The sequence below is a fragment of the Brevibacterium sp. LAARM2_SD2 genome (assembly GCF_057364785.1).
Genome location: NZ_JBNFOM010000004.1, coordinates 153478 through 178722, shown reverse-complemented (window position 1 = coordinate 178722; position 25245 = coordinate 153478). Strand labels below are relative to the sequence as shown.

The window sequence follows — 25245 nt, the reverse complement described above, 5'->3', positions numbered from 1 at the left end:
GAGGTTGCGCCGGCTCGACGCGGCTCCGCCTCAGCGGCCGACGAGGGCGAGGAGATCGTCGACGGCGCGATCCCTCGTCGTCAGCACGATCTGCGGCCAGCGTTCCCCGGGCGTCGGCTCCTCCTCGGCGATGAGGTGCGAACGCAGGCCGAGCCACCGCCGCCAATGCCTGGCGAACGCGGGACCGCGGACGATGCGCGACCGCCTCTTCTGACCGCGCAGCGCCACATCGCGATCGACATCGATGAACACGCCGATGGCCGGGCGCCGACTCAGCCGCGCCAGACGCAGGAAGAGCCGCCTGCTCCACCGGCGGGTGCCGGGATCGTGGACGATGAGCGGGGGACCGCCTCGGCGGAGGATCCGGAAGAGCGCGAGCACATGAGCGATCGTGTGGACGATCGGACGCCCCAGCGTGTACGGCAGCCAGGGGGCGAGGCGACGCAGGCCGTCACGCACGGTCTCCGGATCGGAGACCCGCAGCCACGACGCCCGCCGCCGGACCTCCTTGAGGGTCTCCGTCTTGCCCGCTCCGGGAACGCCTGCGAGCAGGATCACCGGTGACGGGGCGGTCGGAGTCATGGACCCATTGTGCAGTCGTCACCTGTGACGCGGATTCGAGCCGAGATCGCGACCTCCGAGGCGACGCACCGGTGCCACGCTCTGCCCGTCGGAGCAGCGACGCCCCTACGCGCCGCTGCCGCCCCCGCGCTGCGCACAGTGCGCGGCGAGGAGGTCGAGGCCCTCTTCGATGCTCACGCGCGGCGTCCAGCCCAGCACCTCCTGCGTCCGGCGCTGGTCGAACCAGTGCGCGGTCGAGAGCTGCTCGGCGAGGAATCGGGTGAGCGGGGGCTCGTCGTCATGGTCGGACAGGTCCCACACCCGCTCGACGAGTGACCCCGCGACCAGCGCCGGCGCCACCGGAATCCGCAGCCGCGGCTCCGCGGCCCCGCCGGCGATCGCGATCCGCGACATCAGCTCGCCGATCGGACGCGGCTGTCCGTTCGTGACGACGAGCGCCTCCCCGTGCGTGACGTCGACAGCGGCCAGCGCCGCGACGATCGCCTCGACGGCGTTGTCGACGAAGAGCGTGTCGACGAGCGCGGCCCCCGACCCGAGCACCGGCATCCGGCCCGCCCGGGCCCGGTCGATGACGCGTTCGGTCAGCTGAGTGTCGCCGGGACCCCACATGAGGTGCGGCCGGAGGACGAGGACCCGGAAGTCGTCGGCATCGGCAGCCAGCGCGAGCCGCTCCCCGGCGGCCTTCGTCCGGGCGTACTCGCCCCGGGCGTGATCGGGGGAGGCCGGGCCTGCACCGTCGCCGACGATCGACTCGCCGGTGTGCGCCACCGACGGTGACGAGATGTGGACGAACCGCTCCACTCCCGCGGTCTGCGCCGCAGAGATGAGCGTCCGGGTCCCCCCGATGTTGACGGCCGCGAACTCGCTCGGGTCACCGGTCAGCGACACCTTCGCGGCGAGGTGGATGACCGCATCGGCCCCGGCGACCGCCTCGGCGACGGCGTTCGGATCGGTCACCGTGCCGAGGACATCGCGGGCACCCTCGACTCCCGACGGGCGCCGCTGGAGCGTCGTCACCGCGTGGCCGGCGGCGACGAGGGCGCGGGCCACGGACGAGCCGAGCAGGCCCGAGGCTCCGGTGACGGTGATCTTCATGAGGCTCCTCAGGTCGGTGGCCGCAGATTGCCGGGTGGCCGCACTCACACGCGACGGGGAACGCCGTCGCCGGTGAGCACGCGAGCGGCCCAGGCGGCCAACCGCGACCGGTCGATCTTCGAGTTGTGGCGGATGTCGGTGGGGAACGTCGGGGCGACGAGCACAGCCGCGAGATCCTGGCCGTCGACCTCGGCGACCCGGGCGCGCAGCCGCGCGGAGAGGTCGAGCGGGGCGAGGCCCGGTGGCAGCGCGGTCCCCTCGGCGTCGAGCACGGCGACGAGCGCCTGCGTCCCCCGCGGACCGACCCCGACGACGGCGCTGCGGCTGACCTCGGGGTCCGTGTCGATGAGCGCCTCGAGCCCGCCGGGACCCACCGGCCCGCGCGGCGTCGTCACGACGTGCTGCAGTCGACCCTCGAGCCACACCCGACCGGCGTCGTCGATGTGCCCGATGTCGTTCGTCCGATGCCAGGACCGCCCGCCGAGGCTGTCGCGCGCCGCCTGCGCAGACGTGCGCCAGAGATTGTCGTACCCGGACTTCAGGTGGGCGGCGCTGACGACGAACTCGCCGAGGCGGCCCCGCGCGTCCGTGCCCGTGAGCAGCTCATCGGCGGAGTTCCCCGCGTCGTCGATCGGGGCCAGCGCGAGCTCGACCCCGTCGATCGGGGTGCCCACGCACACGCCGAGGTCGTCCCCGGCCGCCGCCGCGGCCACCCCCTCACGGTCGATGTCGGTGAGGAGGAGTCCCTCCGTCATCCCGTACGGCGAGTGGATCGCTGCCGCGGGGAACACCTCGGCGATGGCGTCCATGAGGTCGAGCGGGACCGGGGCGCCGGCGGAGAGGACGAGCTCGACCTGTGCGCACGCGGCCCGCTGCTCGGCGCTGAGGTCGCCCGCGGTGGCGGCGACGTTGCGGTACGCGGCGGGGGAGGCGAAGACCATCGTCGCGTCACCGGCGATGATCGCCTCGGCGATCGCGGCCGCGGTGAGCGTCTTCGGCTTCGTCACGGACATGTCCGGCGTCACCGAGGTGGCCCCGATCGCCGGTCCGAGCAGGGCGAACGGCGGGAATCCGGCGACGAGGCCCGTGCCCTCCCGCACGTCGAAGACCCGGGTGAGGACGGCGGCCAGCGCGGCGATGTCCGCGTGCGTGTAGCGCACGCCCTTCGCCGGACCCGTCGACCCGGAGGTGAAGAGGATCGCGGCATCGTCCGCTCCGGTCGGCGTCGGCAGGGCACCGGTGTGCGGGGTGCGCGCGAGCTCGGTGAGGCTCGTCTCGGTGCGGAAGAGCCGGCGCTGCAGCGGGCCGAGCGGGGAGACGGAGATCCGGCGCCCGGGCCACCCGAACGCTCGCGCGAGGCCGAGTCCGGGCAGCTCCCCGATGATCCACTGCGGATCAGCCGAAGTGACCGCCCGCGTCATGCCGCGCGGGCCGAGCCCGGCGTCGGCGACGACGGCGACCGCGCCGATCTTCAGGCACGCGTAGAGCGCGGCGGTGAGGTTGTTGCCCGGCGGCACGAGCATCGACACCCGGTCGCCGGGTCGCACGCCGAGGTCGCGCAGGCCGTGCGCGATGCTCGTCGTGACATGCCACAGCTGCCGCCACGAGATCTGCTGGGCGGGATCCTGCGAGAAGTCCACCGAGGCGATCGTCTCGTCGTCGGCGCGCGCGTCGAGGATCGCGGTGACCGGACGTGGGGTGGATGCCGTGTCCTGCGCCGCGTCCGGTGCTGGTGTTGTGGGTCGCGCCGAGGCGGTCGCCGTCGAGGCGGAGGAGCCGGTGCCGGCCCTCGCTGCGGAGTCCGCAGCGGCCCCGGAGTCCGCGGCGGCCCCGGAGTCCGCAGCCGTCGGGAACTGCGCGGTGAGCCAGTCGAGGACGAGCCCAGGCACGTCGTAGTCCTCGCTGACGAGGTGCGAGCCGAGCTCGAAGCGGTGGACGTCGGCCTGCGGGAGGCGCCCGCGGAGGTCGCGGAGGTAGCGCTCGAGGAACACCGGGTCCTTCGGGCCCCACACGAGGAGCGCGGGACGGTCGAAGGCGGCGATGTCCGCGCCCATGCGCTGCAACTCGGCATGCGAGGGATGGTGCTCGTCGACGGGGATGTCGGCGACGAACCCGCCGATCCCGTGCCGCAGCGACGCGGACTCGTAGGGCGCGCGGAAGGCCGCACGGACCTCGGGGGAGAGCTCGCCGAGGCGCAGCGTCACCCGAAGGAAGCCGTCGGTGACGACGGTGGCCGTCGGCAGCATGGGGCCGGCGAGCGTGGCCCGCAGCGGGGCCGGGAGCGGTGCGTCCTCGGGCTGGTGGACGGCGGTGTTGAGGCTGATCGCGGCCGCGACCCGGTCGGTGTTCCGGGCCGCCCACCCGAGCGAGAGGACACCGCCCCAGTCATGGCCGATCGTCACGACGGGATGCTCCGGCCCCGCCTCGGCGGTGTCGGCTGCGGAACTGCCGGCCGCCTCGGCGAGGAGGGTTGTGACGACGGCATCGAAATCGGCGATGCGCTGGGAGATGCGGCGCACCTCGGGGCCGTGCGGGGTCGGCAGGCCGTCATGGGTCAGACGCTCGGAGAACCCCATGTCGAGCTGGTCGGGGGCGATGAGCCGCCACGCGCGCCCACCGGAGCGCGCGGATTCGACGGTGGCCGCGGCGAGGCGACGCCACAGAAACGACCACGTCGGATTGCCGTGGAGGGCGAGGATCGTGCCGGTCGGTTCGATCCCCTCGGCGCGCAGGGCCGACAGCGTGTCGAGGACGTGGAACGCATGCGCGTCGTCGCCGGTGTCGACCTCGACGATCCGGGACCACGCGGGATCCCATTCGGGCAGCGTCGGGGGAAGGGCGGCCGGCCGTCCGGGATGGTTCATCGATGTCCTACCACTCGATCTCGGTCATTGCGGTGTTGAGCCCGGAGCCGACGCCCATGCAGAGGATGCGGTCGCCCTTCTCCAGGGATTCGACCTCGCGGCTGAGCGTGATCGGCAGCGAGGCCGGCCCGACGTTGCCGAGCTCGGGGTACGTCACGGGGATCCGCTCGGGGTCGAGGCCCGCGGCGCGCGTGATCGAGTTCGTGTGGACGTCGGAGACCTGGTGCATGACGTATCGGTCCATGTTCCGCCAATCCCAGCCGTCCTCGTGGGCTTCCTCCCACGCGGCGACGACGAGCTCCATGCCGCCGGCGAGCAGTCCCTTCGTGTCGGTGAACATCCCGTTGTGGTCGCCCACGCAGAGCTCATGGTGCTGGGTGGCCGCACGGGTGATCCCGCCGAGGATGCGGTGGCCTTCCGGATGCCGATCCGCGGGGCCGATGACGGCGGCGGCCGCCCCGGAGCCTAGCGTGAGCGAGGCGAACTCGTTGAGGTACTCCTCACGGGTGATGCCGTCGCGGGTGAGCCGACGCAGGGTCGCCTCCTGGACGCGCGAGGCGTCCTCCCCGGCGACGACGAGGGCGTAGTCGATCTGCCCGGCGTCGATCATGTTCGCGGCCAGGGTCATGCCGTTGACGAAGCCGAGGCACGCGTTGGCGATGTCGAAGTTCATCGCCTGCGGCCCGAGGCCGATGCCGGCGTGGACGCCGACGGCCACCGAGGGCTCGAGGTGCTCGCGGGTGACGGAGGTGTTGACCATCAGCCCGATGGCACCCGGCTCGACACCCGCCTCGGCGAGGGCCTTCTTGCCGGCGGCCACGGCCCCGGCGACGAACTCGGCCGGCTGATCCCAGTTGCGGCGGGCGTCAACGCCTGCCACGCGCTGGAGGAGTCCGGTCGGGAGTCCGAGGGTGGTCAGAGTATCGGCGAGGCGCTCGTCGAATTCGTGGGAGGTCACTACGTTGGGGGCGATGATCTCGGCCAGACCGAGAAGAGCCACATTCGAGTGACGGAAAGTTGCGTTGCCGTTCGCCAATTGAGGTTCTCATCCCTTTTCGGGTCGTTCGTCGACGTCTGCGCCCACCGTCCTGGCGGGCAGGGTGGGCGGAGGAAGTTCGGGGACTATCCTAGCGCGCGGTGTCTGAGACTGTGCTCAGTGCCGTCGCGGCGCGGTTCCCGCCCAGGTGCCGGGGCTGCTGCCGGGGTCTGTGGCGACCTGCTGCGCCTGGGCACCCGGACTGCTACGCCTGCGGGCCCGGGCTGCCGCGCCCGCAGGCGGCTCAGCGCGTGAACCACGTGAACCCGTCGTAGAGCAGGCCGGTCGCGGCGAGGACCGCGATGCCCGCGAGCACGATCGAGGTCACGGTGTGCGAGACCTTCGAGGACTGGAAGCGCTCGGCACGCGAGTACGCCATCGGCCGATCGGTGACGTTGTGGCCGAACTGGGCGAAGATCCGCCAGTCCATGACGTCGATGAGGGACTTCGCGGCGAGCGTGAAGACGATGATCGCGCCGATGGCCATGAAGAGGAGGAAGACGAAGCCGAGGAAGCCGTACGTTTCGAAGAACGTGACGACGCGGTCGCCGATCGCGGTGATGAAGCCGGAGAACCCCTCGCCCAGCGGCAGCGGATCGAGGGAGTCCATGATCGAGTTGAGGGTCATCCGGTCGCGTTCGGTGCGGCTGGCCCCGATGTACATGACGAGCGCGGCGGCCAGGGCGACGCCGAGGTTGATGATCGTGATCGTCGAATTGTCCGGCCAGAAGTCGAGGTTCCGGATCGTGTACGTCGCGACCAGCGCCACGCAGATGATCGCACCGACGAGCGCGCCGACCGTGGCGGGCAGGAGGAGGTTGTTGAAGAAGACGAACGCGATGGCCGCGAGCAGACCCGCGCCGAGGATGTACGTGAAGACCGCGAGCGTGTCACCGTTGCCGGCCGTCGCCGCCCGCCGGTTCTGCGCGATCATCTGACCGGAGTGGGCGATGTTCTGCGTGAGCTCGGCGGTCGTCGCCTTCTCATCGTCCTCGGTCGTCGACATCACCCGGGTCTCGGCCTCGTCGGCGCTGTAGGCGCGCATGTCCCGGCGACGCTGCTGCGTCGGCGGCTGCCCCGGCTGCCCGTAGCCCTGCTGCGCGTATCCCTGCTGGTCATAGCCTGGCTGACCCTGCTGTCCGTAACCCGGCTGCCCGGGCTGCGCTCCGCCGGGGCCGCGGTACTCGGGGGCCGGGTACCACTTGCCGACCTTCGCGGCGAGCACGTAGATGAGGATCACGACGATGGCCGCGAGGACTCCGATCGAGAGGTTGGCGCCGATCTCGGCCATAGGCTCCTCCTTGCAGGGCAGACGGTGGATTGGACAACAGTGGTCTTGTCCTATTCTATTGGCTTCCCGCGCGCGGTCCTGCGACTCGGCGCTCCTGAGATCCGGCGTTCCTGTGACTCTGCCGTGCAACCGCCCTGACTGCACCTGTCCTGGGTAAGCTGACTGCAGAGCACTCGCGCCGGCCTTCGAAGGAGATTCCCGATGAGCAACGCCCAGGCCTTCTCGACCGCGGCGATGCCGCTCGACCAGCAGCTCGTCCTCGTCACCGGAGCCGGCCGTGGCCTGGGGGCGGCGATCGCGAAGGCGTTCGCCCACGTCGGCTCCGCGGTCGTCGTCAACTACCGCTATTCCGCGGATGCCGCGGAGGAGCTCGCCGAGGCGATCCGGGCTCGCGGCGGACGTGCGGCGGCTCTCGAGGCCGATGTCACCGACGACCGGGCCGTCGATGCGATGTTCGACGCCGCCCACGCCGAGTTCGGGATGCCCGTGTCCACCGTCGTCAACAGTGCGCTCATGGACTACACGTTCGACGTCGAGGGGCGGCAGCCGGCGGACGAGATCGACTTCGCGGACCTCTCCGCCCAGTTCCGCGGCACCGTCGGCTCGGCGATGAACACGGTCCAGGCGGCGATGAGCGGGTTCCGGGAGATCGGTTCGGGGCGGGTGATCAACGTCGGCTCGAACCTCGTCCAGAACCCGGTGGTGCCGTATCACGACTACACCGCTGCGAAGGCGGCGCTGCTCGCGCTGACCAGGACGTTCGCGCGGGACCTCGGGCCGCTCGGGGTGCGGGTCAACATGGTCTCCGGCGGTCTCCTGCGGACTACGGACGCCTCGGCGGCGACGGCGGAGGAGGTCTTCGACCGGATCGCTGAGGCGAGTGCGCTCGGGCACGTGACGACTCCGGAGGAGTTCGCCTCGGCGGTGGTCTTCTTCGCTTCCCCGGACTCCCGCGCGGTGACCGGACAGAACCTCATCGTCGACAACGGGTATGTCATGAGCTGACACCCCATTTCCAGTTCGGCCTCGCTATGCTGGAGCGATAGTTGAGGCGGTGACCTGCGGGAATCGTGCTGCCTGGGCGGTGGAGTCGAGGGCGATTTCCAAAGGAGAGGGACCGATGACGGACGACGGGCCGAGCCTGGCCATCAGCCTGCGTGCGGTGATGTCCCGGCTCACTCCGGCGGAGAAGAAGATCGCACGCGCCGTCCTGGCCGCCTACCCGTTCGCCGGGCTCGAGCCGATCGCTGACCTCGCGCACGCCGCCGGTGTCAGCGGACCCTCGGTCGTGCGGTTCGCGCGCACGCTCGGCTTCAGCGGCTACCGGGAGTTCCAGGACGCCCTCAAGGCGGAGATGCGCGAGCGCGAGGAGTCGAATCTCTCGCAGGCGCTCGCCCCCGGTGAGGGGGCGGAGTTCGATGCGGCGCGGGCCGCGTTCCACGCGGGCATCGATGAGACCTTCGACTCGGTCATCGGCGACGAGCTCGAGCGCACCGTCGAGCTCCTCGCCCAACCCAAGCGCAGCGTCGCCCTCGTCGGCGCGACGTACACGGCCCACATCGCCGACATCTTCCACGCGCAGCTCGGCTCGGTGCGTTCGGGGGTCGTCCGGGTGCACGCGAATCCGCTGCTCGCGGCCGCTGATCTCCTCGACCTCAAACGCGGCGACATCCTCGTCGTCCTCGATGTCCGGCGCTACGATCCGGCGATCACCGAGGTGGTGCGGATCGGGAAGGAACTCGGCCTCACCGTCGTCGTCTTCACCGACCTGTGGCTCTCCCCGGCGGCGTCGCTGGCTGATCGGGTGCTCACCGCCGAGGTCCGGGCGGCAGGGCCGGCGGACACCCTCGCTCCGATGCTCGCGCTCGTCGAGACGGTGAGCGAGCTCGTCGCCGCCGAGCTGGGGGAGGCCGCTGTCGACCGCCTCAGCCGCATCGACCCGCTGCGGCTGCGGCTGAGCAGGGGCGCGGACCGGCTGTGAGGGGCGGCGGTCCAGCTCATCGGCGTCGTCCCGGGTGGCGTCGCTGGCCGAAGGGGACGCTCGGGAACCCGGTCGGGATCGCGTAGGACCGTTCGCCGGCACCGCCGGTGGTCGTGTGCCCGTTTCCGGATCCGCCGAGGCTGCCCGAGCCGCTGTCGCTCGCCCGGTAGGGGGCCGGTCCGTCGGGCCCGGGCGGGGTGACGGGGATCCCGGAGGCCGGGGTGCCGATGATCGGGATGTCACCCGTCCCGCTGTCGTTCATCGCGACCACCGGCACGAGGGATGTCGGTGCTGTGTCGAGGAGACACGGGGAGCGCCGGGGTTCTGGGGTGCCGTCCGGGTACGTCGAGGGGTGGACGCAGGTGGGGAGTCGGGCTGCGTCCGCCGACGGCTCGTGGTGGGAGCCGTCGGATCGGGGCGGGTGCTGGTCATGGGGATCCGTTCGCAGAGGTGGGCGCAGGAGGGGAGCGGCGAAGTTCGCCTGGTGCGCGGTGCTCGCAGCGTGGGGTGGTCGCTGCCAGCCGGTGCGCATCGGAGTGCTGGCGATGAGGGAGCTCCGCCGTCGGAGCTCGCTGGAGGAGGCGGACGGTCGGGGCATCGCAGCCTGAGCCGGGGAATCGAGGGCACGGGGGTGACCGTGCGTCACGGATTCCGAAGGTCGCTCACCGGTATGGAATTTTCATTCCAGAGTAGAACATTGCGTGACGAATGTAACCCCACTTTTAGAAGATTTTCAATGACGTCATCAATGAGGCGGGCTTGTCAGGTGAGCTTGCCTGTATCGGAAACCGCCGCGAAAGGGCTCTGCCGCGGCGTGCGGGGCGCCGCGGGCGACGGCTGAGGGGCCCGGCGAGCGGCTCGGCGAGTGGCCCGGTGAGGGGCCCGGTGCGGGGGCGGCGAGGTGCCGCCGATTCAGTCCGCGAACTCCGCGAGGAAGCGGTCGGCGCGGGCGAGGAGCAGGGCGGCGCTCTCGGGCTCGAAGTCCGGCGATTCGGGGTCGCTGAAGAGGTGTGAGCCGCCCGGGTAGAGGAAGGACTCGGCCGGCGCCCCGGCAGCGGCGGCGGATTCCAAGAGGGTCTCCGCAAGACCCGGCGTGCGCCATTCGTCGTCGACGGCGAAGTGGATCTGCACGGGCACCTGCGGCTGCCAGCGGGTGCGGGAGGGGAAGCCGCCGCCGTGGAAGAGGAGGGCCGCGCGGGCGCGGGAATCGTTCTTGCCCATCTGCTGGGCGACGCTCGCCCCGAGCGAGAGCCCGGCGAACACGAGCGGCCCGGTCAGCTCGCTGCTCAGCTCGGTGACGCGGTCGACCAGCGTGCGGAACCCGACGTCCCGGGAATGGGCCACCCCCGCCTCGGCGCTGGTGAAGGTCTGCCCCGCGTAGTAGTCCGGGGTGTGGACCTCGTGGCCCCGGCTGCGGAACTCGTCGGCGATGCGGCCGATGCCTGGGGTGAGCCCGAACGCGGAGTGGAGGAGGACGATGCGGCTCATGAGCGTGTCCTGACTGGTCAGCGGCTCTGTCCGCGGGCGATGTGGAAGGTGTCCGCGCGGGCGGTGGCCCAGTCGGCGGCCCAGTCCTCGGGGGCGCCGTTGAGGAGTTCGCCGGGTTCGAGCCAGTCGTAGAGGCGGGCGTAGGACCAGGATTCGGACGGGGAGAGGTTGCGGCGGAGCATCGTCGGTTCGAGTTCGCTGGGATGGGCTGCGCCCATCGAGGCCATGAGGCGGACCGCCTCGGCGACGGTGCCGTCGTGGTAGTTGCGCACGCGTTCGGCTTTGTCGGGAACGTAGATCGCGCGAGCGCGGCGGGGATCCTGCGTGGCGACGCCGACGGGGCACTTGCCGGTGTGGCAGACCTGGGCCTGGATGCAGCCGACGGCCATCATCATGGCGCGGGCCGAGTTCGTGAAGTCGGCGCCCTGGATGAGGCGCTTGACGATGTCGGAGCCGCTCGCGACCTTGCCCGAGGCGCCGATCCTGATCTGGTCGCGCAGCCCCGCGCCGACGAGCGCGTTGTGGACGATCATCAGGCCCTGGGTGAGGGGGAGGCCGACGTTGTCCTCGAACTCCAGGGGGGCGGCACCCGTGCCGCCCTCGGAGCCGTCGACGATGATGAAGTCGGGGGTGATCCCGGTCTCGAGCATCGCCTTGCAGATCGCGAGGAACTCGGTGCGGGAGCCGACGCAGAGCTTGAAGCCGGCGGGTTTGCCGCCGGAGAGCTCGCGCATCTTCGCGATGAACTGGAGCAGCTCGATCGGGGTGGAGAAGACGCGGTGGTTCGGTGGGCTGATGCACGTCTGACCGACGGGCACGTCGCGGATCTTCGCGATCTCCTCGGTGACCTTCTTGCCGGGGAGGACGCCGCCGAGGCCGGGCTTGGCTCCCTGCGAGAGCTTGAGCGAGGTCATCTTGACCTGCGGGTCCTGGGCCTTCGCGGCGAACTTGTCGGGGTCGAAGTCGCCGTCGGGGGTGCGGGCGCCGAAGTATCCGGTGCCGAGCTCCCAGATGAGGTCGCCGCCGAACTCCTGGTGGTACGGGGAGATCGAGCCCTCGCCGGTGTCCTGGGCGAAGCCGCCCATCGCCGCGCCCTTGTTGAGCGCGCGCACCGCGTTGTCGCTGAGCGAGCCGAAGCTCATCGCGGAGACGTTGAGCAGGGAGATGTCGTAGGGCTGGGTGCAGTCGTTGCCGCCCACCCGGATCCGCGGCGGGGTGGGGGAGTTGGGCAGCGGGGTCGTCGAGTGCATGAGCGCTTCGTAGCCGGTGCGGTCGACGTCGTGCTCGGTGCCGAAGGCGTGCTCGGAGAGGATGCCCTTCGACCGTTCGTAGATCGTCGTGCGGGCGTCGCGGCTGAAGGGTCGGCCGTCCCAGTTCCGTTCGATGAAGTACTGCTGGATCTCCGGTCGGATCGACTCGAGGAGGAAGCGCGCATGTCCCGCGATCGGGTAGTTGCGGAGGATCGAGTGCTTCTTCTGCGTGACGTCCCAGGCGGCGAGTGCTCCGAGCCCGACCGCCGAGGCGGCTGCGGCGATCCGTGCGATGCGCTGTCCCGTGGTCTCACCGGTGACCAAGCGAACGATGGGGAGCTGACCTTTCATTGCGCCTCCTTGGGTTGCGCGTCAGCGCAGGCACCGAGGCGGCGGTGCGCGACGGTGGTCACTGCACGGACTGACGGTGCTGTGGGAACTGACGGCTCTGTGCGGAACTATCGGCTCTGTGGGAACTGATGGGTCTGTGCGGATCTGACGGCTCTGTGCGGGCGGCGAGCCGCGCAGGCCAGCGCGGACGACGTGCACAGATGTGCCTCAAGCCGAGCCTAGACCGCCGGAACGGAGATTTCAGGAAAGGGCCACCTGAGTTTTCGTGAACCCTGGGTGGTCTCGGTGTGCGCGGTGGGTGGTCTCGGCCTGCGCGGTGGGTGTTCGGAGGTGGTGGTGCGGGGTCGGTGTTGGGGTCGGGAGGGAGCGCGAGTCGGGAGTTGGCGTCTGGGGTGGCGGGGAGTCGTGGGTGGAGGGGAGTCGAGGATGGATGCGGAGTCTGGAGATGGGCGAGGCCGGGACGGAACTGCTCGGAGCTCAGGGGCGGGGCGGTCGGCGCAGCGAACCGAGGGTGAGTGCGGTGGCCCAGGGGCGGACGCGGCGGTGGGTGCGGCGGACCGGGACGGTGGGCGCGGTCGGCGCGGCGAACCGAGGGTGCGGTCGGCGTGGGGCGGTGATGTCGGGTGAAGTCGTTGCGAGTTCGATGAATTCCCGACCGCGTACGTCCGTGACCAGCGACTTCTGTCGGCAGGCGGAAATCACTGAGTGAATGAATTCATTGTGAAAAAAGATCGAATAAATTGGGAACAGACTGTTGTGCATGTCACACTCGCGGAGTAGAATCAGACCAACAACGATGAGCGTTGGCGAACGGATCAGGAGTCATGACACTCACCCCGGACAGGCAGAACCACGGGAACGGCGACCGTGCCCGTACGTCGCCTGCGGGGAAGCGGGGATCCGCGTCGAAGCGACCGGGTTCATCTGGGCCGAGTTCTTCTGGGCCGGGTTCATCTGGACCGGGGTCATCCGCAGGCGGCTCGAGTCGACCGACCGGAGCTCCGGAATCGCTGTTCGACCAGCTCAGGGATGCCGGACTCGACCTCAGCGGCAGCATCCACGCCGAACTCTTCGAGGAGATCCCGGCCGTACCGGAAGCTGAGGGTCCAGCGTCGCCTGAGACGTCGATCGCTGAGGCTTCGATCCAGGAGACTCCGGTCGAGGGGGCTCCGTTCGATGGGAATCCGGTCGGCGAGGTTCCCGTCGTTGACGCTCACATCGACGAGGCTCAGATCGGCGAGGCTCAAAGTGATGCGACTCCGGCCGGGGAAGCCCCCGGCGCTGAGGAGCCCGATGACTCTCCCGGTGCCAACGATCCCGATGACTATGGGCATCGCCGCAGCGCAGCGCTCGCGGCCGACGTCTCGGCGCTGTCGGTCGACGAAGACGTAATCGGCCCGGGACCCATCGATGACGACGACCCGGCTGCGGCGGTCGCCGACATGGCTGACACGGGGAACGTCATCTCCGCCTCGCAGAATGCCACGCTCGACACGGGGAACGCCACGTCTGACTCGACGCGCTCTATGCCGGACACGAGGAAGCTGAGCCGGCATCCGCTGCTCACCGATGCGGCCTGGTCCCGTCTGTCCGAGTTCGCGCCCGAAGTCCTCGACAGCATCACGAACCTGACCCGGCTCGAAAGCGAAGTCCGCACCTTCGAACGGCCGGTGGGCCCCGACGACGCGGTGATCCTCGCCGATGCGCTCGAAGCGATCAACCGCGTCAACGCCTCACTCAACGCCGTCACCCTCGCCATCTTCCAGCGAGTCGGAGTGCCCACGGACTTCGGCGCGAAGACGACGAAGGCACTCGTCAAGGATCGTTTGGGACTGTCGGACCAGGAGGCCTATCGGCGCACCGAGGCGGCGAACAACCTCGGCGGACGCGTCGACCTCTCCGGTCAGCCGATGCCGCCGCTGGCCCCCAAGGCCGCAGACGGCCTCCACGAGGGAGTCCTGTCGGCGAACCAGGCGGCGGTCATCGCCGAATGCATGAAACGACTGCCTGCCTGGGTGAGCGCCGAACTGCGGGCCGAGACCGAGGAGCGACTGGTCAAGGAAGCGCCCAACGTCCGCGTCTCCGACCTGCGCGAGATCTTCCAGCGCATGCTCGACATCATCGACCCCGACGGCAAGGAGCCGTCCGAGGGACGCGACCGGTCGGACTACTCGGTTCATCTGCGCGCTCGCCGCAACGGTGACTGGGAGCTGTCGGGTCGGCTCGACCCGATCACCGGCGGCCTGCTCAACGGCCTGCTGACCTCGAGAATCGAGTCATGCCGGACAACCGGCGAGCAGGGCGGCGCGGATGCAGCGAGCGGTCAGGGCGACGCCGGCAGGAATGGCGACGCCGGCAGGAATGACGACCCCACCAGTGATCGCGATGCCAGCCGAGATGGCGGCCTCGGCAGCAGCGGGTTCCCCGGCACCGAGGCGGCCGGCGAGGAGTCACCCAGCGCCTTCGACGTGCTCGATGCGGTGCTCTCCGGCGACCGGCACGATGCGCCGCTGTTCGCTCAGGACGGCACCGGCCAGCGACTTCCGGGCACGGGCACCAGTGCCGATGCCTCGGGAGGAACGGCTGCGATGGCAGGTCACGGCGGTGCGGACGGCAGCGCCTATGGAGTGCGCAGCGACGGCACGACGGTGAGCACGATCGACGCTCAGCCCTCGGCCCGCCGGTGGATCTACGAACGATTCGCCTCCCTGATCGGCAAGATCGAGATGAATCGCCCGAATTCGGGCGCGAGGTACTCGCTCGTCGTCACGGCGAAGGCCGAGGATCTCGCCTCGAGAACTGGCCAGGGCAAGACCGGCACCGAGAATCCGGTGCCGATGTCCGAACTCACCTCCTCCGGACTCAACGGCAGAGTGTTCTTCCACCTCATGAGCGACTCGGCCAAGACGGTGCAGGTCGCCACCGAGAAGCGCTTCGCCGACGAGAAGCAGACGGCGATCATCACGGCGAGGGATATGGGATGCACTTTCCCGGGCTGCGATGCACCGCCGGGGTGGTGCGAAGTCCACCACATCGTGCCGTGGATCGACAACGGCATCACCGACATCAACAACCTCACACTGGCCTGCGGAGCACACCACCATCTCATCGACAGATCCGATTGGCACGCAGTGATGCTCACCAGCGGGCAGCCGGCGTGGGTGCCACCCGCCTCGATCGACCCGGAGCGACGCCCCATCCTCCATGCGAAGTTCGTCGCCCAGGGGATCATCGACACGCTCTTCGACGGCTGAGCGGTCACGGGTTCGCTCTGCGGAACGGTTTGAGCGATCCCGTCCTGCAGGCATACCGTGAGGACCATGAGCACCGGTGAGCCGAACGCGACGAGCAACCGGCGCACCATCGTTGCAGTGTTCCTTGCCGGCATCTCGGTCTTCCTCGTCCTCTACGAGACCCAGGGCCTCATCCCCGCCATCCGCGAGGCGTACTCGATCGACACCCCCACCGCGAGCCTCACGGTCTCGGCGACGAACGTCGCCATGGCCTGCTTCCTCATCCCGTTCTCACTGCTCGCCTCCCGCATCGGCCACGCCCGGCAGATCGTCGGCGGCGTCATCCTCGCCGCAGTCCTCGCCCTCATCCTGCCGTTCACCCCCAACCCCGAACTGCTCATCACCGTCCGCTTCCTCCAAGGCGTGGCGATCGCCTCGGTGCCGGCCACCGCGATGGCCTACCTGTCACTGCGGCTTCCGCCCTCGGCTCTGCCCGGCGCGATCGGCGTCTACATCGCCGGGAACACGATCGGCGGCCTGTGCTCCCGGCTGCTCACCGGACTCGCCGCCGAAGTCCTCGGCTGGCACGGCGGCCTCGCCTTCACCGCAGCGGTCGCGCTCGCCATCGGACTCATCGTCGTCTGGCTCCTCCGCGGCGACATGGTCCGACCCGAGTCCGATACGACTCCGCGCGACACGACCCGATCGCCTCGACGAACCCCGAGCGGACTGTGGGGAATCTACCTCACCGGGTTCCTCTGCATGATCGTCTTCGGTGGCTCCTTCACAATGCTCGGCTCCCGACTCCAACAGGACCCGTGGAACCTCAGCGAGGGCACCGTCGCCCTCTTCTTCCTCATCTACCTCGTCGGCACCGTCGTGACGACGTACTACGGTCGCCTCGCCGTGGCCTTCACCCGCCGTCGCCTCACGCTCATCGGCATGGCCACCGCGATCATCGGCGCCTGCCTCACCCTCGTCGACTCCCTCCCGCTCATCGTCATCGGCATGTCGCTGCTCACCGGCGGCTTCTTCCTCGGCCACACCGGCGCCTCGGCCGCCGCGAGCACCGCCCGACCCGGCGTCGACACCACGCGGTCCTCCGCCATCTACCTCACCGTCTACTACCTCGGCACGAGCCTCGGGGCCTGGCTCTCCGCCGTGCTCTTCACCGACTTCGCCTGGCCGGGCGTCGTCGGCATGTGTCTGACCTCCCTGGTCGCCGTGATCGTGCTCACCCTTGTAGGGTTCAGACAACGCCAGTGAAAGGATCCTCGATGCCCCAGATCGTCCATTCCATCGCCGACGGCGTCGCCCACGTCGAGATCGACCGCGCCGACAAACTCAACTCCCTGACCAGGGACGTCTTCGAGGAGCTCGTCGAGGTCGGTCTCCACCTCAGCACGCTCCCCGAGGTGCGCGCGATCGTCCTCTCCGGCCGCGGGCGCGCCTTCAGCGCAGGTCTCGACCTCGCAGAGATGGCCCGGATCGCCGAGGAGGGACCCAGTGGCATCGGCGCCGACGGTGACCTCCTCGGTTCAGCCCGAGCACTCGCTCAGAAGGCCGTGCACGTGTGGTCCCTCGTCGAGGTGCCCGTCATCGCCGCGGTCACCGGGCCCGCCCTCGGCGGGGGCATGCAGATCGCCCTCGGCGCCGACATCCGAGTCGCGAGCCCCGACTCCCAGTTCTCGCTCATGGAGATCAAATGGGGGATCATCCCCGACATGTGCGGCACCCAGCTGCTGCCCCGTCTCGTCGGCCCCGGCATGGCGAAGAAGCTCATCGTCACCGGTGAGGCGATCGGCGGCGTCGAGGCGCAGCGGATCGGACTCGTCGAGGAGCTCGCCGAGGACCCGATCGCCAGAGCCCTCGAGCTGGCCGCCGACATCGCCGCGAAGTCCCGTCAGGCGCTCGTGTGGTCGAAGCGCCTCGTCGACCTCTCCTACTCTGTCCCCTTCGCCGAGGGACTCGCCGCCGAACAGCAGGCGCTCTCCGAACTCCTCGGCTCGGACGAACAGCGCAGGGTCGTCGAAGAGCGCCTCACCAGCATGCGGGCCTCCCGCCGCTGAATCGAAGCCTGGCTCAGCGTGCCTCGTCCGGGCGCACGACGTCGATGGCGCGGGGCCCTGCCGTGACCGCTGCGGCGGAGGCGAAGGTCGCCAGCTCGCTGAGCAGGACGAACGTGGGACGCATGAGCTTGAGCTCGCCGGCCGACTCAGCGGCGAGGAGCGCCGCGACCGACAGCCACTCGCTCGTGTGCGCCTCGGTCGTGACATGCTGCGGGGCCAGCGCATCATCGGCGGCCATGACGTAGAAGTACGTGTCGAAGCGCTTCGGCTGTCCGAGCGGGGTCACCCAGTTCGCCCACGGTGTGAGCGCATTCGGGTCGATGACGGCACCCGTCTCCTCGGCGACCTCACGGACCGCGGTCGCGATGAGGACCCGCCAATCGTCGATCGTGGAATCCTGCCACGCCGCCCGGTGGAGCTCGGGGTCGGAGACGATGACCGCCTCGGCGCCGGCGACATCGACGGGATCGACACGGCCGCCGGGGAAGACGACGACACCGGCGGCGAAATCCATCGTCGAGACCCGGTGCTGGACGAAGACCTCGAGTCCGGACTCGCCGTCCCTGACCATGATCACGCTCACGGCTGGACGGATGGGGACGGCGGTGGGATCGACGGTCATAGCAGTGGACACCTTCGGTCGGGGCTGGTCATCACATTATCGCGCGTTCGCACCGCGGATCGGCAGGGTGACCTTGCGCGATACGATGAGGAAGTCAGAGCCGCCCCGGCGGCCGGAGTGCCAGGCGGAGGAGGTGATCGACGTGGAGGTCTACCCTCTCTTCACCGTCGACAGCGCCTGGCCGAACTGGCTGATCTTCCTCCTCTTCGCCGTCGACCTCCTCATCCGGATCATCGCGCTCGGGTGGATCCCGCACAACCGCCGCCCGTCGGTGGCGCTCGGCTGGCTGCTCGCGATCTTCCTCATCCCCTATGTCGGGCTGCTCGCGTTCCTCCTGCTCGGCTCGTCGAAGCTGCCCAAGCATCGGCGGAAGAAGCAGACCGTCATCAACGACATCATCCGCGAGGAGTCGAACGAACAGGCGATCGTCGGCGAGCACAGCCACCTGCCCGAACCCCTGGCGACGGCGGCCCAGCTCAACTTCGACCTCGGCGCCCTGCCGATGACCCACGGCAATGCGTTCATCCTGCACACGGACAACCACGAGTGCATGGAGGCGATGGCCGACGCCATCGACGCCGCCCACGACTACGTCCACTTCGAGTTCTACATCGTCGCCATCGACGCGACGACGAAACGGCTCATCGACTCCCTCTTCAACGCCCACGCGCGGGGAGTGCGGGTGCGGATCCTCATCGACCACCTCGGGTCGATCGGGTATCCGGGCTATTCGGAGCTCGTCAAACGGCTCGACTCGTCGGGGATACCGTGGCGCCGCGCCCTCCCGATCCGCCCCTGGCGAGGCGAGTATCAGCGGCCTGACCTGCGCAATCATCGCAAGATCCTCGTCGTCGACGGGGTCAGGGCGTTCACCGGTTCGCAGAACATCATCGACCGCTCGTACAACAAGGCCCGCAACCGGCGGAAGGGCTTCCAGTGGATGGATCTCTCCCTCGAATGCGAGGGGCCGGTCGTCGACGAACTCGACGCGGTCTTCACCACGGACTGGTATTCGGAGACCGACGAGCTCTTCGACGAGTCCGCGCAGCTCGAACTCAACGCCCCCATCAGCGGTGGCGCCCTCGCCCAGGTCGTCCCGTCCGGTCCCGGGTTCGAGGACGAGAACAACCTGCGACTGTTCAACCACCTCATCTACAACGCCAACCGCACGGTCGTCGTGTGCTCCCCGTACTTCGTCCCCGACGAGTCGCTGCTCCACGCGCTGACGACGGAGGCGCGCTCAGGCGTCGACGTCCGCCTCTACGTCGGTGAGACGAGCGACCACTGGCTCACCCACCGCGCCCAGCAGTCGTACTACGACGAGCTCGTCCGCGCCGGGGTCCGCATCTTCATGTACCACGCCCCGACCGTCCTCCACTCGAAGTTCCTCCTCATCGACGACGATGTGTCGATCATCGGGTCCTCGAACATGGACGAACGCTCGTTCGCGATGAACCTCGAGGTGACGATGTTCATCGTCGACAAGGAGTTCACGGCGCGGATGTACGCGCTCGAAGCCGAGGAGTACGCGCCGAACTCCGTCGAGCTCGACGCCGAGGAGTGGCGGAACCGGCCGCTGCACAAGAAGTACATCGAGAACGTCGCGCGCTTGACGAGCTCGCTGTTGTAGTCGCGGGCAGTGCGCTGCTCAAGGCGCTGCCAGTGTGCCGCTGTAGGCGCTGTCTGACGAGCTCGCCGCAGTAGACATTGGCAATACGAAGCGGCGGCTGCCTCGATGAGGCAACCGCCGCTATCCTGCACTGAGCTCCGTCAGCTGCGGGCAGGTCCTTCGTCCTCGATCGAGCGCTCGGGGTCGGAGATGACATCGTTGACTCGCTTCGGCGTCGGGGTCGTGCCCCCGGCAGGCTTCGCGCTCGACCCAGCACTCGCGGTAGTTCCCGGAGTCGGCTTGGCGCCGGGCTTCGGCGAGGGAGTCGCGCCGCCTGCCGAGCTGCCGGCCGGTTTCGGCGTCGCGGCCGATCCGGACGTCGCCGAGCCGGGCGTGGAACCGGCCGTGGAACCGGTTCCGGTGGTCGGCTTCGAACCGCTGGTCGAGCCGGTTCCGGGCGTCACAGGCTTCGACGCCGCACCGGCAGCGGACGAACCAGCCGAGGCAGAACCGGCCGCGTTCGAACCCTTCGCCCCTGTCGAGCCGCTCGACGAGGGTCCGTCGTGTGCATCCTCGTCACCGTCGAGCTCCTGCGCTGCGGCGTTGACCTTGTCGGTCGCCGTCTGGACGGCATCGGCCACCGCCGGAGCCTTCTCGCGGATCGACTGGTTGGCCTTCTCGACCGTCTCCTGCACCTTCGGGTCGGTCCACAGCTCCTGCAACTGCGCCTTGAGCTTCTCGTAGCTCTGGCGGCCGGTCCGAGATCCGAGGACGTACCCGATTCCCAGTCCGGCCAGGAGAATCAATCGCTTCTTCATGGTTGTGCTCTCCTTCGCTGCGTCGCAAATGTGTTCTGAGCCACCAGCCTATACCGACACACCGGGTCAGTGGTGAGGCAATTTCGCGCTGCGAGGTCGATCGCGCCACCGTCCGCCAGGGCAGGCGCGCACTGCCGCGCACGGCGTCGATGGGGAAAAGCGACATTGCCGGAAAACTCCCAGCGTCAGCGGACTGTGTCCTCAGCGCAGCGACACCGTCACAGACTCGGCTGCTGCTGCGTGATGCAGTGGATGCCGCCGCCGCGGGCGTAGAGCTCGCGGGCATCGACCCCGACCACGGTGCGACCCGGGTACACCCGCTCGAGGATCGCCTGCGCCTCGGCGTCCATCGGGTCATCGAACGTGCACGCGATGACTCCGCCGTTCGTCACGAGATGGTTGACGTAGGAGTAGTCGACCCAGCCCTCGTCGTCCTCGAGGATCTCCGGCGCCGGAATCGGCACGACCTCGAACGGCTGACCGTCGGCGGTCGTCTCGTTCGCGAAGAACTCCTTGAGCTGCTCACTGAACTCATGGTCCGGATGCTCGGGATTGCGCTGATCGTGGACGAGGACGACACCGGGGCTCGGCATCGTCGCCACGATGTCGACGTGCCCGCGCGTGCCGAAGGTCTGATTGTCCCGGTGCAGCCCGTGATCGAGCCAGATGACCTTCTTCGCGCCGATCGTGCGGGCGAACTCGGCCTCGACATCGGCCTCGGTGAGCCCCGGATTCCGTCCCGGATCGAGCTGCACGCTGCGGGTGGCGAGCACCGTTCCGTGGCCATCGACGTGGATGCCGCCGCCTTCGTTGCGCAGCTGCGAGGAGATCACCGGAACGTCCGCGGCCTCGGCGACGAAGCGCCCGATGTGCTCATCGTTGTCCCACGTCGCCCACTCCTGCGCGCCCCAGCCGTTGAACACCCAGTCGACGGCCGCGAGCTTCCCCTCGTCGTCGACGACGAAGGTCGGGCCGATGTCGCGCATCCACGCATCGTCGAGTTCCGCAGTGACGATCTCGATGCCCTCGCCGAGGTGGCGCTTGGCGTGGTCGACCTGCGCCGGGGAGACGACGACGGTGACCGGGGTGAACTCACTGGCCGCATTGGCCACGGCCGCCCACGTCGTGCGCGCCGCCTCGGCGTCCTCCTCCGAGGCACCCAGCGCATAGCCCGAGGACGGGAACGCCATCCAGATGCGGTCGTGGGCGGCGGTCTCTGCCGGCATGCGGTACGTCATCGTCTACCTCTTCTGTGGTGCTCTCATCCGGAAATCTGGTGGTGCGACTGCGGACGCAGTGTGACTCCGAGTCTAGCGATCCTGCTCGCGGCAGGACCTGCGGATTCCGCACCTGCCGACCCCGTATAGTCGGGCGAGGAGATCAGTCCGGCAAGGGAGACCGACTGGCAGCGCCGAAGGGAGTCGCACGTGAAGACCGAGGACATCGACGAGCTCTTCGCCAGGAAGGGGACCGGTCCGCTGGCCGGGATCCTCGTCGCGGACTTCTCCCGGGTCCTCGCCGGCCCGTACGCGACGATGATGCTCGCCGACCTCGGCGCCACGGTCATCAAGGTCGAGGGCCGCACCGGTGACGACACCCGGTACTGGGCACCGCCTCGGCGCGGGGACGATGCGACGTACTTCCTCACGGCCAACCGGAACAAGCACTCCGTCGTCCTCGACTTCACCGACCCCGACGATCGCGCCCTCGCCCAGGAGCTCGCCCGCCGGGCCGACGTCCTCGTCGAGAACTTCAAGGCCGGGGGCCTGGCCAAGTACGGCCTCGACTACGACTCGGTGCGGGCGGAGAACCCGGGCATCGTCTACGCCTCGGTGACCGGTTTCGGGCGGGACAATCCGCAGCCGGGCTACGACCTCCTCATCCAGGGACTGTCGGGGTTCATGAGCGTCACCGGCACCGAGGAGTCCGGCCCGGTCAAAGCCGGTGTCGCGATCGTCGACGTGTTCACCGGCCTCCACACGACCGTCGGCATACTCGCCGCACTCGTCCACCGCCAGGAGACCGGTATCGGGCAGCTCGTCGAGACAACCTGCTCTCCTCGGCGCTCTCGGGCCTGGCGAACCAGACCTCGGCCTACATCGCCGGCGGTGTCGTGCCGCGGGCGATGGGCAACGCCCACCCGAGCCTCTACCCCTACCAGCCGATGCCCACCGCTGACGGCCAGATCATCATCGCCATCGGCAACGATGCTCAGTTCGGCAAGCTCGCCGAGGTGCTCGGCCACCCCGAATGGGCAGCCGACGACCGTTTCGCCCAGGCCGCGAACCGCAACGAGAACCGTGCCGAGCTCGAGCCCTACCTCGTCACCGCCCTCGCCCGGAAGACGAACCAGGAATGGTACGAGATCCTCTCGGCGGCCGGGCTGCCGAGCGCGCCGATCAACACGATCGCCGAGGGCGTCGAACTCGCCGCCCGGCTCGGCCTCGACCCCATCGCCGAGGCGGGCACCGGTGACCGCGTCATCCCCACCGTGGCCAACCCGATCCGCCTCTCCGAGACGCCGCCGAGCTACGATCTCGCGCCGCCGACGCTCGGGCAGAGCACCGAAGCGGTCAAGGAGTGGCTGCGACAGCCGGCGGGGGAGTGAGTGCGGTGGCAGGGCACATGACTCCGGCGGCAGGGATCGTTGCCGGCGGGAACTGTGTGATGGCGAAAAGTCGACGGGAGCGCTCGCGACTCGGTTAGCCTAGAGTCTGAACGAACCCTGAATCGCCAGGTGATCGGTGCCCGCGGCCGCGGGTTCCGCGGCGGTGTGGCCGACGACGAATCCGGAACTGAGATGGACGACACGAAGAGCACTGCTTCGCCGCGAACAGCGAAGTCGAAGACGAATCCCGTGGTCAAACGCACGATCATGGTCATCGCCATGGCGCTGACCGGGTTCCACCTGTTCGCCTCGTTCCTCTGGATCGCGCCGTCGTCGACGCTGCGGGAGGTCATCCCCGGCAACCTGCTCTCGCAGTACATGATCCCGATGTGGGGACAGTCGTGGAGCGTGTTCGCCCCCGAACCGATCAACGGCGACTACTACTTCGACGTCCGCGCCGTCGTCTCCACCCCGGATGGCGGAGAGGAGACGACGGACTGGGTGCGGGCGACCGATGTCGAACTCGACCACTCGACGTACAAGCTCTTCCCGCCGCGCTCCGCCGGCCTCGGCATCAGTGTGGCCTCGGATCTCAAGGGATCGTGGGACGACCTCAGCGACGACCACAAGTCGATCGTCGCCCTCGACTACTTCCGGGGAGAGGACTCGGTCGAGCGACTGACGACGAAGCTCGACGAGTACGCCGACCCCGACGGCGTGGTCGACGACTACCTGGCGGAGGAGAACACGGCGACGGCGTACGCGACGCAGGTCGCGCTCGCCGTCTGGGGCGAGGATGTCCAGCGGGTCCAGTTCCTCGCGGCCCGGCAGAACGTCGTGCCGTTCGCGCAGCGCAACGACAAGGACGCCGAGCGTCCCGCGGTCCAGCCCGCCGCCGTCGGCTGGCGGGCCCTGACCTTCGCCGATGACCAGTCGAATGAGGACTTCGCGGACTACTTCTGCGCCTCGGACACAGTGAGGTGCGTCAGTGAGCAGTGAGACTCCGGCCGGGAAGAGGACCACGACGCCGTCGGACGCAGTGTCGGCGGATGACGTGACGACTGCAGACAGCGCGACGGCTGCGGGCGCAGCGCAGGCGGGAACAGCGCAAGCGACGGCGAACCGTGACGACCGCAGCGGCGGCACTGACGGCTCCGGCGGCGCTGACCGCATCAACGGCTCCTACAGCACCGACACCCTCGAGGGCAGCCACCACAGCGCCGCCGACGACTCATCATCCGCTGACGGCTCATCCACCCCTGTCGCCGCCCGCGTCGTGGCGAAGCTCGCCAGCGGCTGGAACTGGCTCGAGGAGATGCTCACCGGCCGCTACCACGCGACCTACGGCCTCGCCGTCACCCGCATCCTCATCGGGGTGACGGGGCTCGGGCTCATCCTCACGAACTTCGCGGCCCGCAACTATGCGTTCGGCGTCGGGTCGGCCTGGAACGGCGAGATCGCCGAACCCCAGAGCGACTTCCCGAACATCTGGCTGTTCTCTCTCTTCCACCGTGCGGTGACGAACCCGCCGCTGTTCACGGCGATGATCATCGGCCTCGCCGTGCTCGCCGTGACGATCATCCTCGGCTGGCGCACCCGCATCATCCTGCCGTTCTACCTCGTAGCCTGGGTGAGCTTCATCGAGCTCAACGACAGTGCCGGCGACCAGGGCGACAACGCCTACCGGATCTTCCTCATCGCGCTCCTCTTCGCCGACACGACGCGACGCTGGTCTCTCGACTCCCGCCGCCACCGGAAGCGCTTCGGCACTCTCCCGGCAGCCGCCGACGGCCCGTGGATCCTCATCATGGCCAACAACCTCGCGATCGTCGTGCTCGCCTTCCAGGTCTGCGCGATCTACATGTCCGGGGGACTCTACAAGGCCGGCGGCCAGGCGTGGCAGCACGGCTACGCGGTCTACAACCCGCTGCAGACCCTCCAGTTCGGCACCTGGCCGGTGCTCTCCGACCTCGTCACCGCGTGGGGTCCCGGCGTCGTCGTCATCTCGTGGGGGTCGATCCTCTTCCAGTGCGCCTTCCCGTTCATGCTCTTCAACCGCTACACGCGGGTCGTCGCGCTCCTCGGCATCCTCTCGTTCCACCTCGGCATCGCCCTCCTCATGGGCCTGCCGTGGTTCTCGCTGACGATGATCGCCGTCGACGCGATCTTCATCAAGGACAGCAGCTACGAGAAGCTCAGCGCACTCCTGCGACGCTGGTGGTCAGCGACGGGCATCGGCTCCCGGAGCGGTGTCCGACAGACCGGCTGAGTGCGGCAGACCGGCTGAGCGCCGCACCCTCACCGAGGTGGCCGCAGACACAGCGAGGGGGCGACCGGTGCGGTCGCCC

At 69.2% G+C, this 25245-nt stretch carries 20 protein-coding genes and 1 pseudogene; 9 read left to right on the top strand and 12 right to left on the bottom strand.

The features are described from left to right. Positions 1 to 30: 30 nt before the first annotated feature. From AC2W7K_RS04415 to AC2W7K_RS04395, 5 genes are all read right to left on the bottom strand, one after another. Positions 31 to 582: an AAA family ATPase gene (locus AC2W7K_RS04415; protein ID WP_376870991.1), complete on the bottom strand. Its 552-nt coding sequence runs from the start codon at positions 580 to 582 to the stop codon at positions 31 to 33. Between the two features lie 105 nt (positions 583 to 687). Then, positions 688 to 1677: an NAD-dependent epimerase/dehydratase family protein gene (locus AC2W7K_RS04410; RefSeq protein ID WP_198499891.1), complete on the bottom strand. Its 990-nt coding sequence runs from the start codon at positions 1675 to 1677 to the stop codon at positions 688 to 690. Between the two features lie 44 nt (positions 1678 to 1721). After that, complete coding sequence (locus tag AC2W7K_RS04405) at positions 1722 to 4541, bottom strand: alpha/beta fold hydrolase (RefSeq protein WP_198499890.1); 2820 nt, start codon at positions 4539 to 4541, stop codon at positions 1722 to 1724. A gap of 7 nt (positions 4542 to 4548) precedes the next feature. After that, complete coding sequence (locus tag AC2W7K_RS04400) at positions 4549 to 5577, bottom strand: 3-oxoacyl-ACP synthase III (protein ID WP_198499889.1); 1029 nt, start codon at positions 5575 to 5577, stop codon at positions 4549 to 4551. Positions 5578 to 5821: 244 nt separating this feature from the next. Further along, the gene (locus tag AC2W7K_RS04395) at positions 5822 to 6868 is read right to left on the bottom strand and encodes a hypothetical protein (protein ID WP_486005783.1); all 1047 of its coding nucleotides are present in this window, start codon (positions 6866 to 6868) and stop codon (positions 5822 to 5824) included. Between the two features lie 201 nt (positions 6869 to 7069). Between AC2W7K_RS04395 and AC2W7K_RS04390 the strand changes: the two genes are divergently transcribed. Both AC2W7K_RS04390 and AC2W7K_RS04385 read left to right on the top strand, forming a co-directional pair. Further along, a complete protein-coding gene (locus AC2W7K_RS04390; protein WP_198499887.1) occupies positions 7070 to 7873 on the top strand; it encodes a 3-oxoacyl-ACP reductase in 804 nt (267 codons plus the stop codon). A gap of 115 nt (positions 7874 to 7988) precedes the next feature. Continuing rightward, positions 7989 to 8849 (top strand): MurR/RpiR family transcriptional regulator, encoded by an 861-nt coding sequence (locus tag AC2W7K_RS04385; protein ID WP_198499886.1) that lies wholly within the window; start codon positions 7989 to 7991, stop codon positions 8847 to 8849. A 16-nt stretch (positions 8850 to 8865) separates the two neighbouring features. On the opposite strand, the gene AC2W7K_RS04380 is transcribed toward AC2W7K_RS04385, so the two are convergent. The 4 genes from AC2W7K_RS04380 to AC2W7K_RS04365 form a co-directional block, all read right to left on the bottom strand. After that, the gene (locus AC2W7K_RS04380) at positions 8866 to 9111 is read right to left on the bottom strand and encodes a hypothetical protein (RefSeq protein ID WP_198499885.1); all 246 of its coding nucleotides are present in this window, start codon (positions 9109 to 9111) and stop codon (positions 8866 to 8868) included. A 650-nt stretch (positions 9112 to 9761) separates the two neighbouring features. Then, entirely contained in the window at positions 9762 to 10337 is a 576-nt protein-coding gene (locus AC2W7K_RS04375) for a dienelactone hydrolase family protein (protein WP_198499884.1), read from the bottom strand. 17 nt (positions 10338 to 10354) lie between these two features. Further along, complete coding sequence (locus tag AC2W7K_RS04370) at positions 10355 to 11938, bottom strand: FMN-binding glutamate synthase family protein (RefSeq protein WP_198499883.1); 1584 nt, start codon at positions 11936 to 11938, stop codon at positions 10355 to 10357. 965 nt (positions 11939 to 12903) lie between these two features. After that, positions 12904 to 13272 (bottom strand): hypothetical protein, encoded by a 369-nt coding sequence (locus AC2W7K_RS04365; RefSeq protein ID WP_198499882.1) that lies wholly within the window; start codon positions 13270 to 13272, stop codon positions 12904 to 12906. A gap of 108 nt (positions 13273 to 13380) precedes the next feature. On the opposite strand from AC2W7K_RS04365, the gene AC2W7K_RS04360 reads away from it, so the two are divergent. From AC2W7K_RS04360 to AC2W7K_RS04350, 3 genes are all read left to right on the top strand, one after another. Continuing rightward, a complete protein-coding gene (locus tag AC2W7K_RS04360) occupies positions 13381 to 15192 on the top strand; it encodes an HNH endonuclease signature motif containing protein (RefSeq protein ID WP_232623747.1) in 1812 nt (603 codons plus the stop codon). A 66-nt stretch (positions 15193 to 15258) separates the two neighbouring features. Next, positions 15259 to 16437, top strand: a complete 1179-nt coding sequence (locus AC2W7K_RS04355) for an MFS transporter (RefSeq protein WP_198499881.1) — start codon at positions 15259 to 15261, stop codon at positions 16435 to 16437. Between the two features lie 11 nt (positions 16438 to 16448). Beyond that, positions 16449 to 17240 (top strand): enoyl-CoA hydratase-related protein, encoded by a 792-nt coding sequence (locus AC2W7K_RS04350; RefSeq protein ID WP_198499880.1) that lies wholly within the window; start codon positions 16449 to 16451, stop codon positions 17238 to 17240. A 13-nt stretch (positions 17241 to 17253) separates the two neighbouring features. Here the strand turns inward: AC2W7K_RS04350 and AC2W7K_RS04345 are convergent, their stop codons facing one another. Then, positions 17254 to 17862 (bottom strand): NUDIX hydrolase, encoded by a 609-nt coding sequence (locus tag AC2W7K_RS04345; protein ID WP_198499879.1) that lies wholly within the window; start codon positions 17860 to 17862, stop codon positions 17254 to 17256. 142 nt (positions 17863 to 18004) lie between these two features. Between AC2W7K_RS04345 and cls the strand changes: the two genes are divergently transcribed. Beyond that, complete coding sequence (gene cls / locus AC2W7K_RS04340; RefSeq protein WP_232623746.1) at positions 18005 to 19492, top strand: cardiolipin synthase; 1488 nt, start codon at positions 18005 to 18007, stop codon at positions 19490 to 19492. Between the two features lie 140 nt (positions 19493 to 19632). Here the strand turns inward: cls and AC2W7K_RS04335 are convergent, their stop codons facing one another. Next, positions 19633 to 20289 (bottom strand): hypothetical protein, encoded by a 657-nt coding sequence (locus AC2W7K_RS04335; protein ID WP_198499877.1) that lies wholly within the window; start codon positions 20287 to 20289, stop codon positions 19633 to 19635. Between the two features lie 218 nt (positions 20290 to 20507). Continuing rightward, positions 20508 to 21527: an agmatine deiminase family protein gene (locus tag AC2W7K_RS04330; RefSeq protein ID WP_198499876.1), complete on the bottom strand. Its 1020-nt coding sequence runs from the start codon at positions 21525 to 21527 to the stop codon at positions 20508 to 20510. A gap of 297 nt (positions 21528 to 21824) precedes the next feature. On the opposite strand from AC2W7K_RS04330, the pseudogene AC2W7K_RS04325 reads away from it, so the two are divergent. From AC2W7K_RS04325 to AC2W7K_RS04315, 3 genes and pseudogenes are all read left to right on the top strand, one after another. Next, a pseudogene (locus AC2W7K_RS04325) lies at positions 21825 to 22897 on the top strand (CaiB/BaiF CoA transferase family protein). Positions 22898 to 23026: 129 nt separating this feature from the next. Next, positions 23027 to 23896: a DUF5819 family protein gene (locus AC2W7K_RS04320; RefSeq protein ID WP_232623744.1), complete on the top strand. Its 870-nt coding sequence runs from the start codon at positions 23027 to 23029 to the stop codon at positions 23894 to 23896. A 55-nt stretch (positions 23897 to 23951) separates the two neighbouring features. After that, positions 23952 to 25166, top strand: coding sequence for an HTTM domain-containing protein (locus AC2W7K_RS04315; protein WP_232623743.1), 1215 nt, complete (start codon positions 23952 to 23954; stop codon positions 25164 to 25166). The last annotated feature ends 79 nt before the right edge of the window (positions 25167 to 25245 follow it).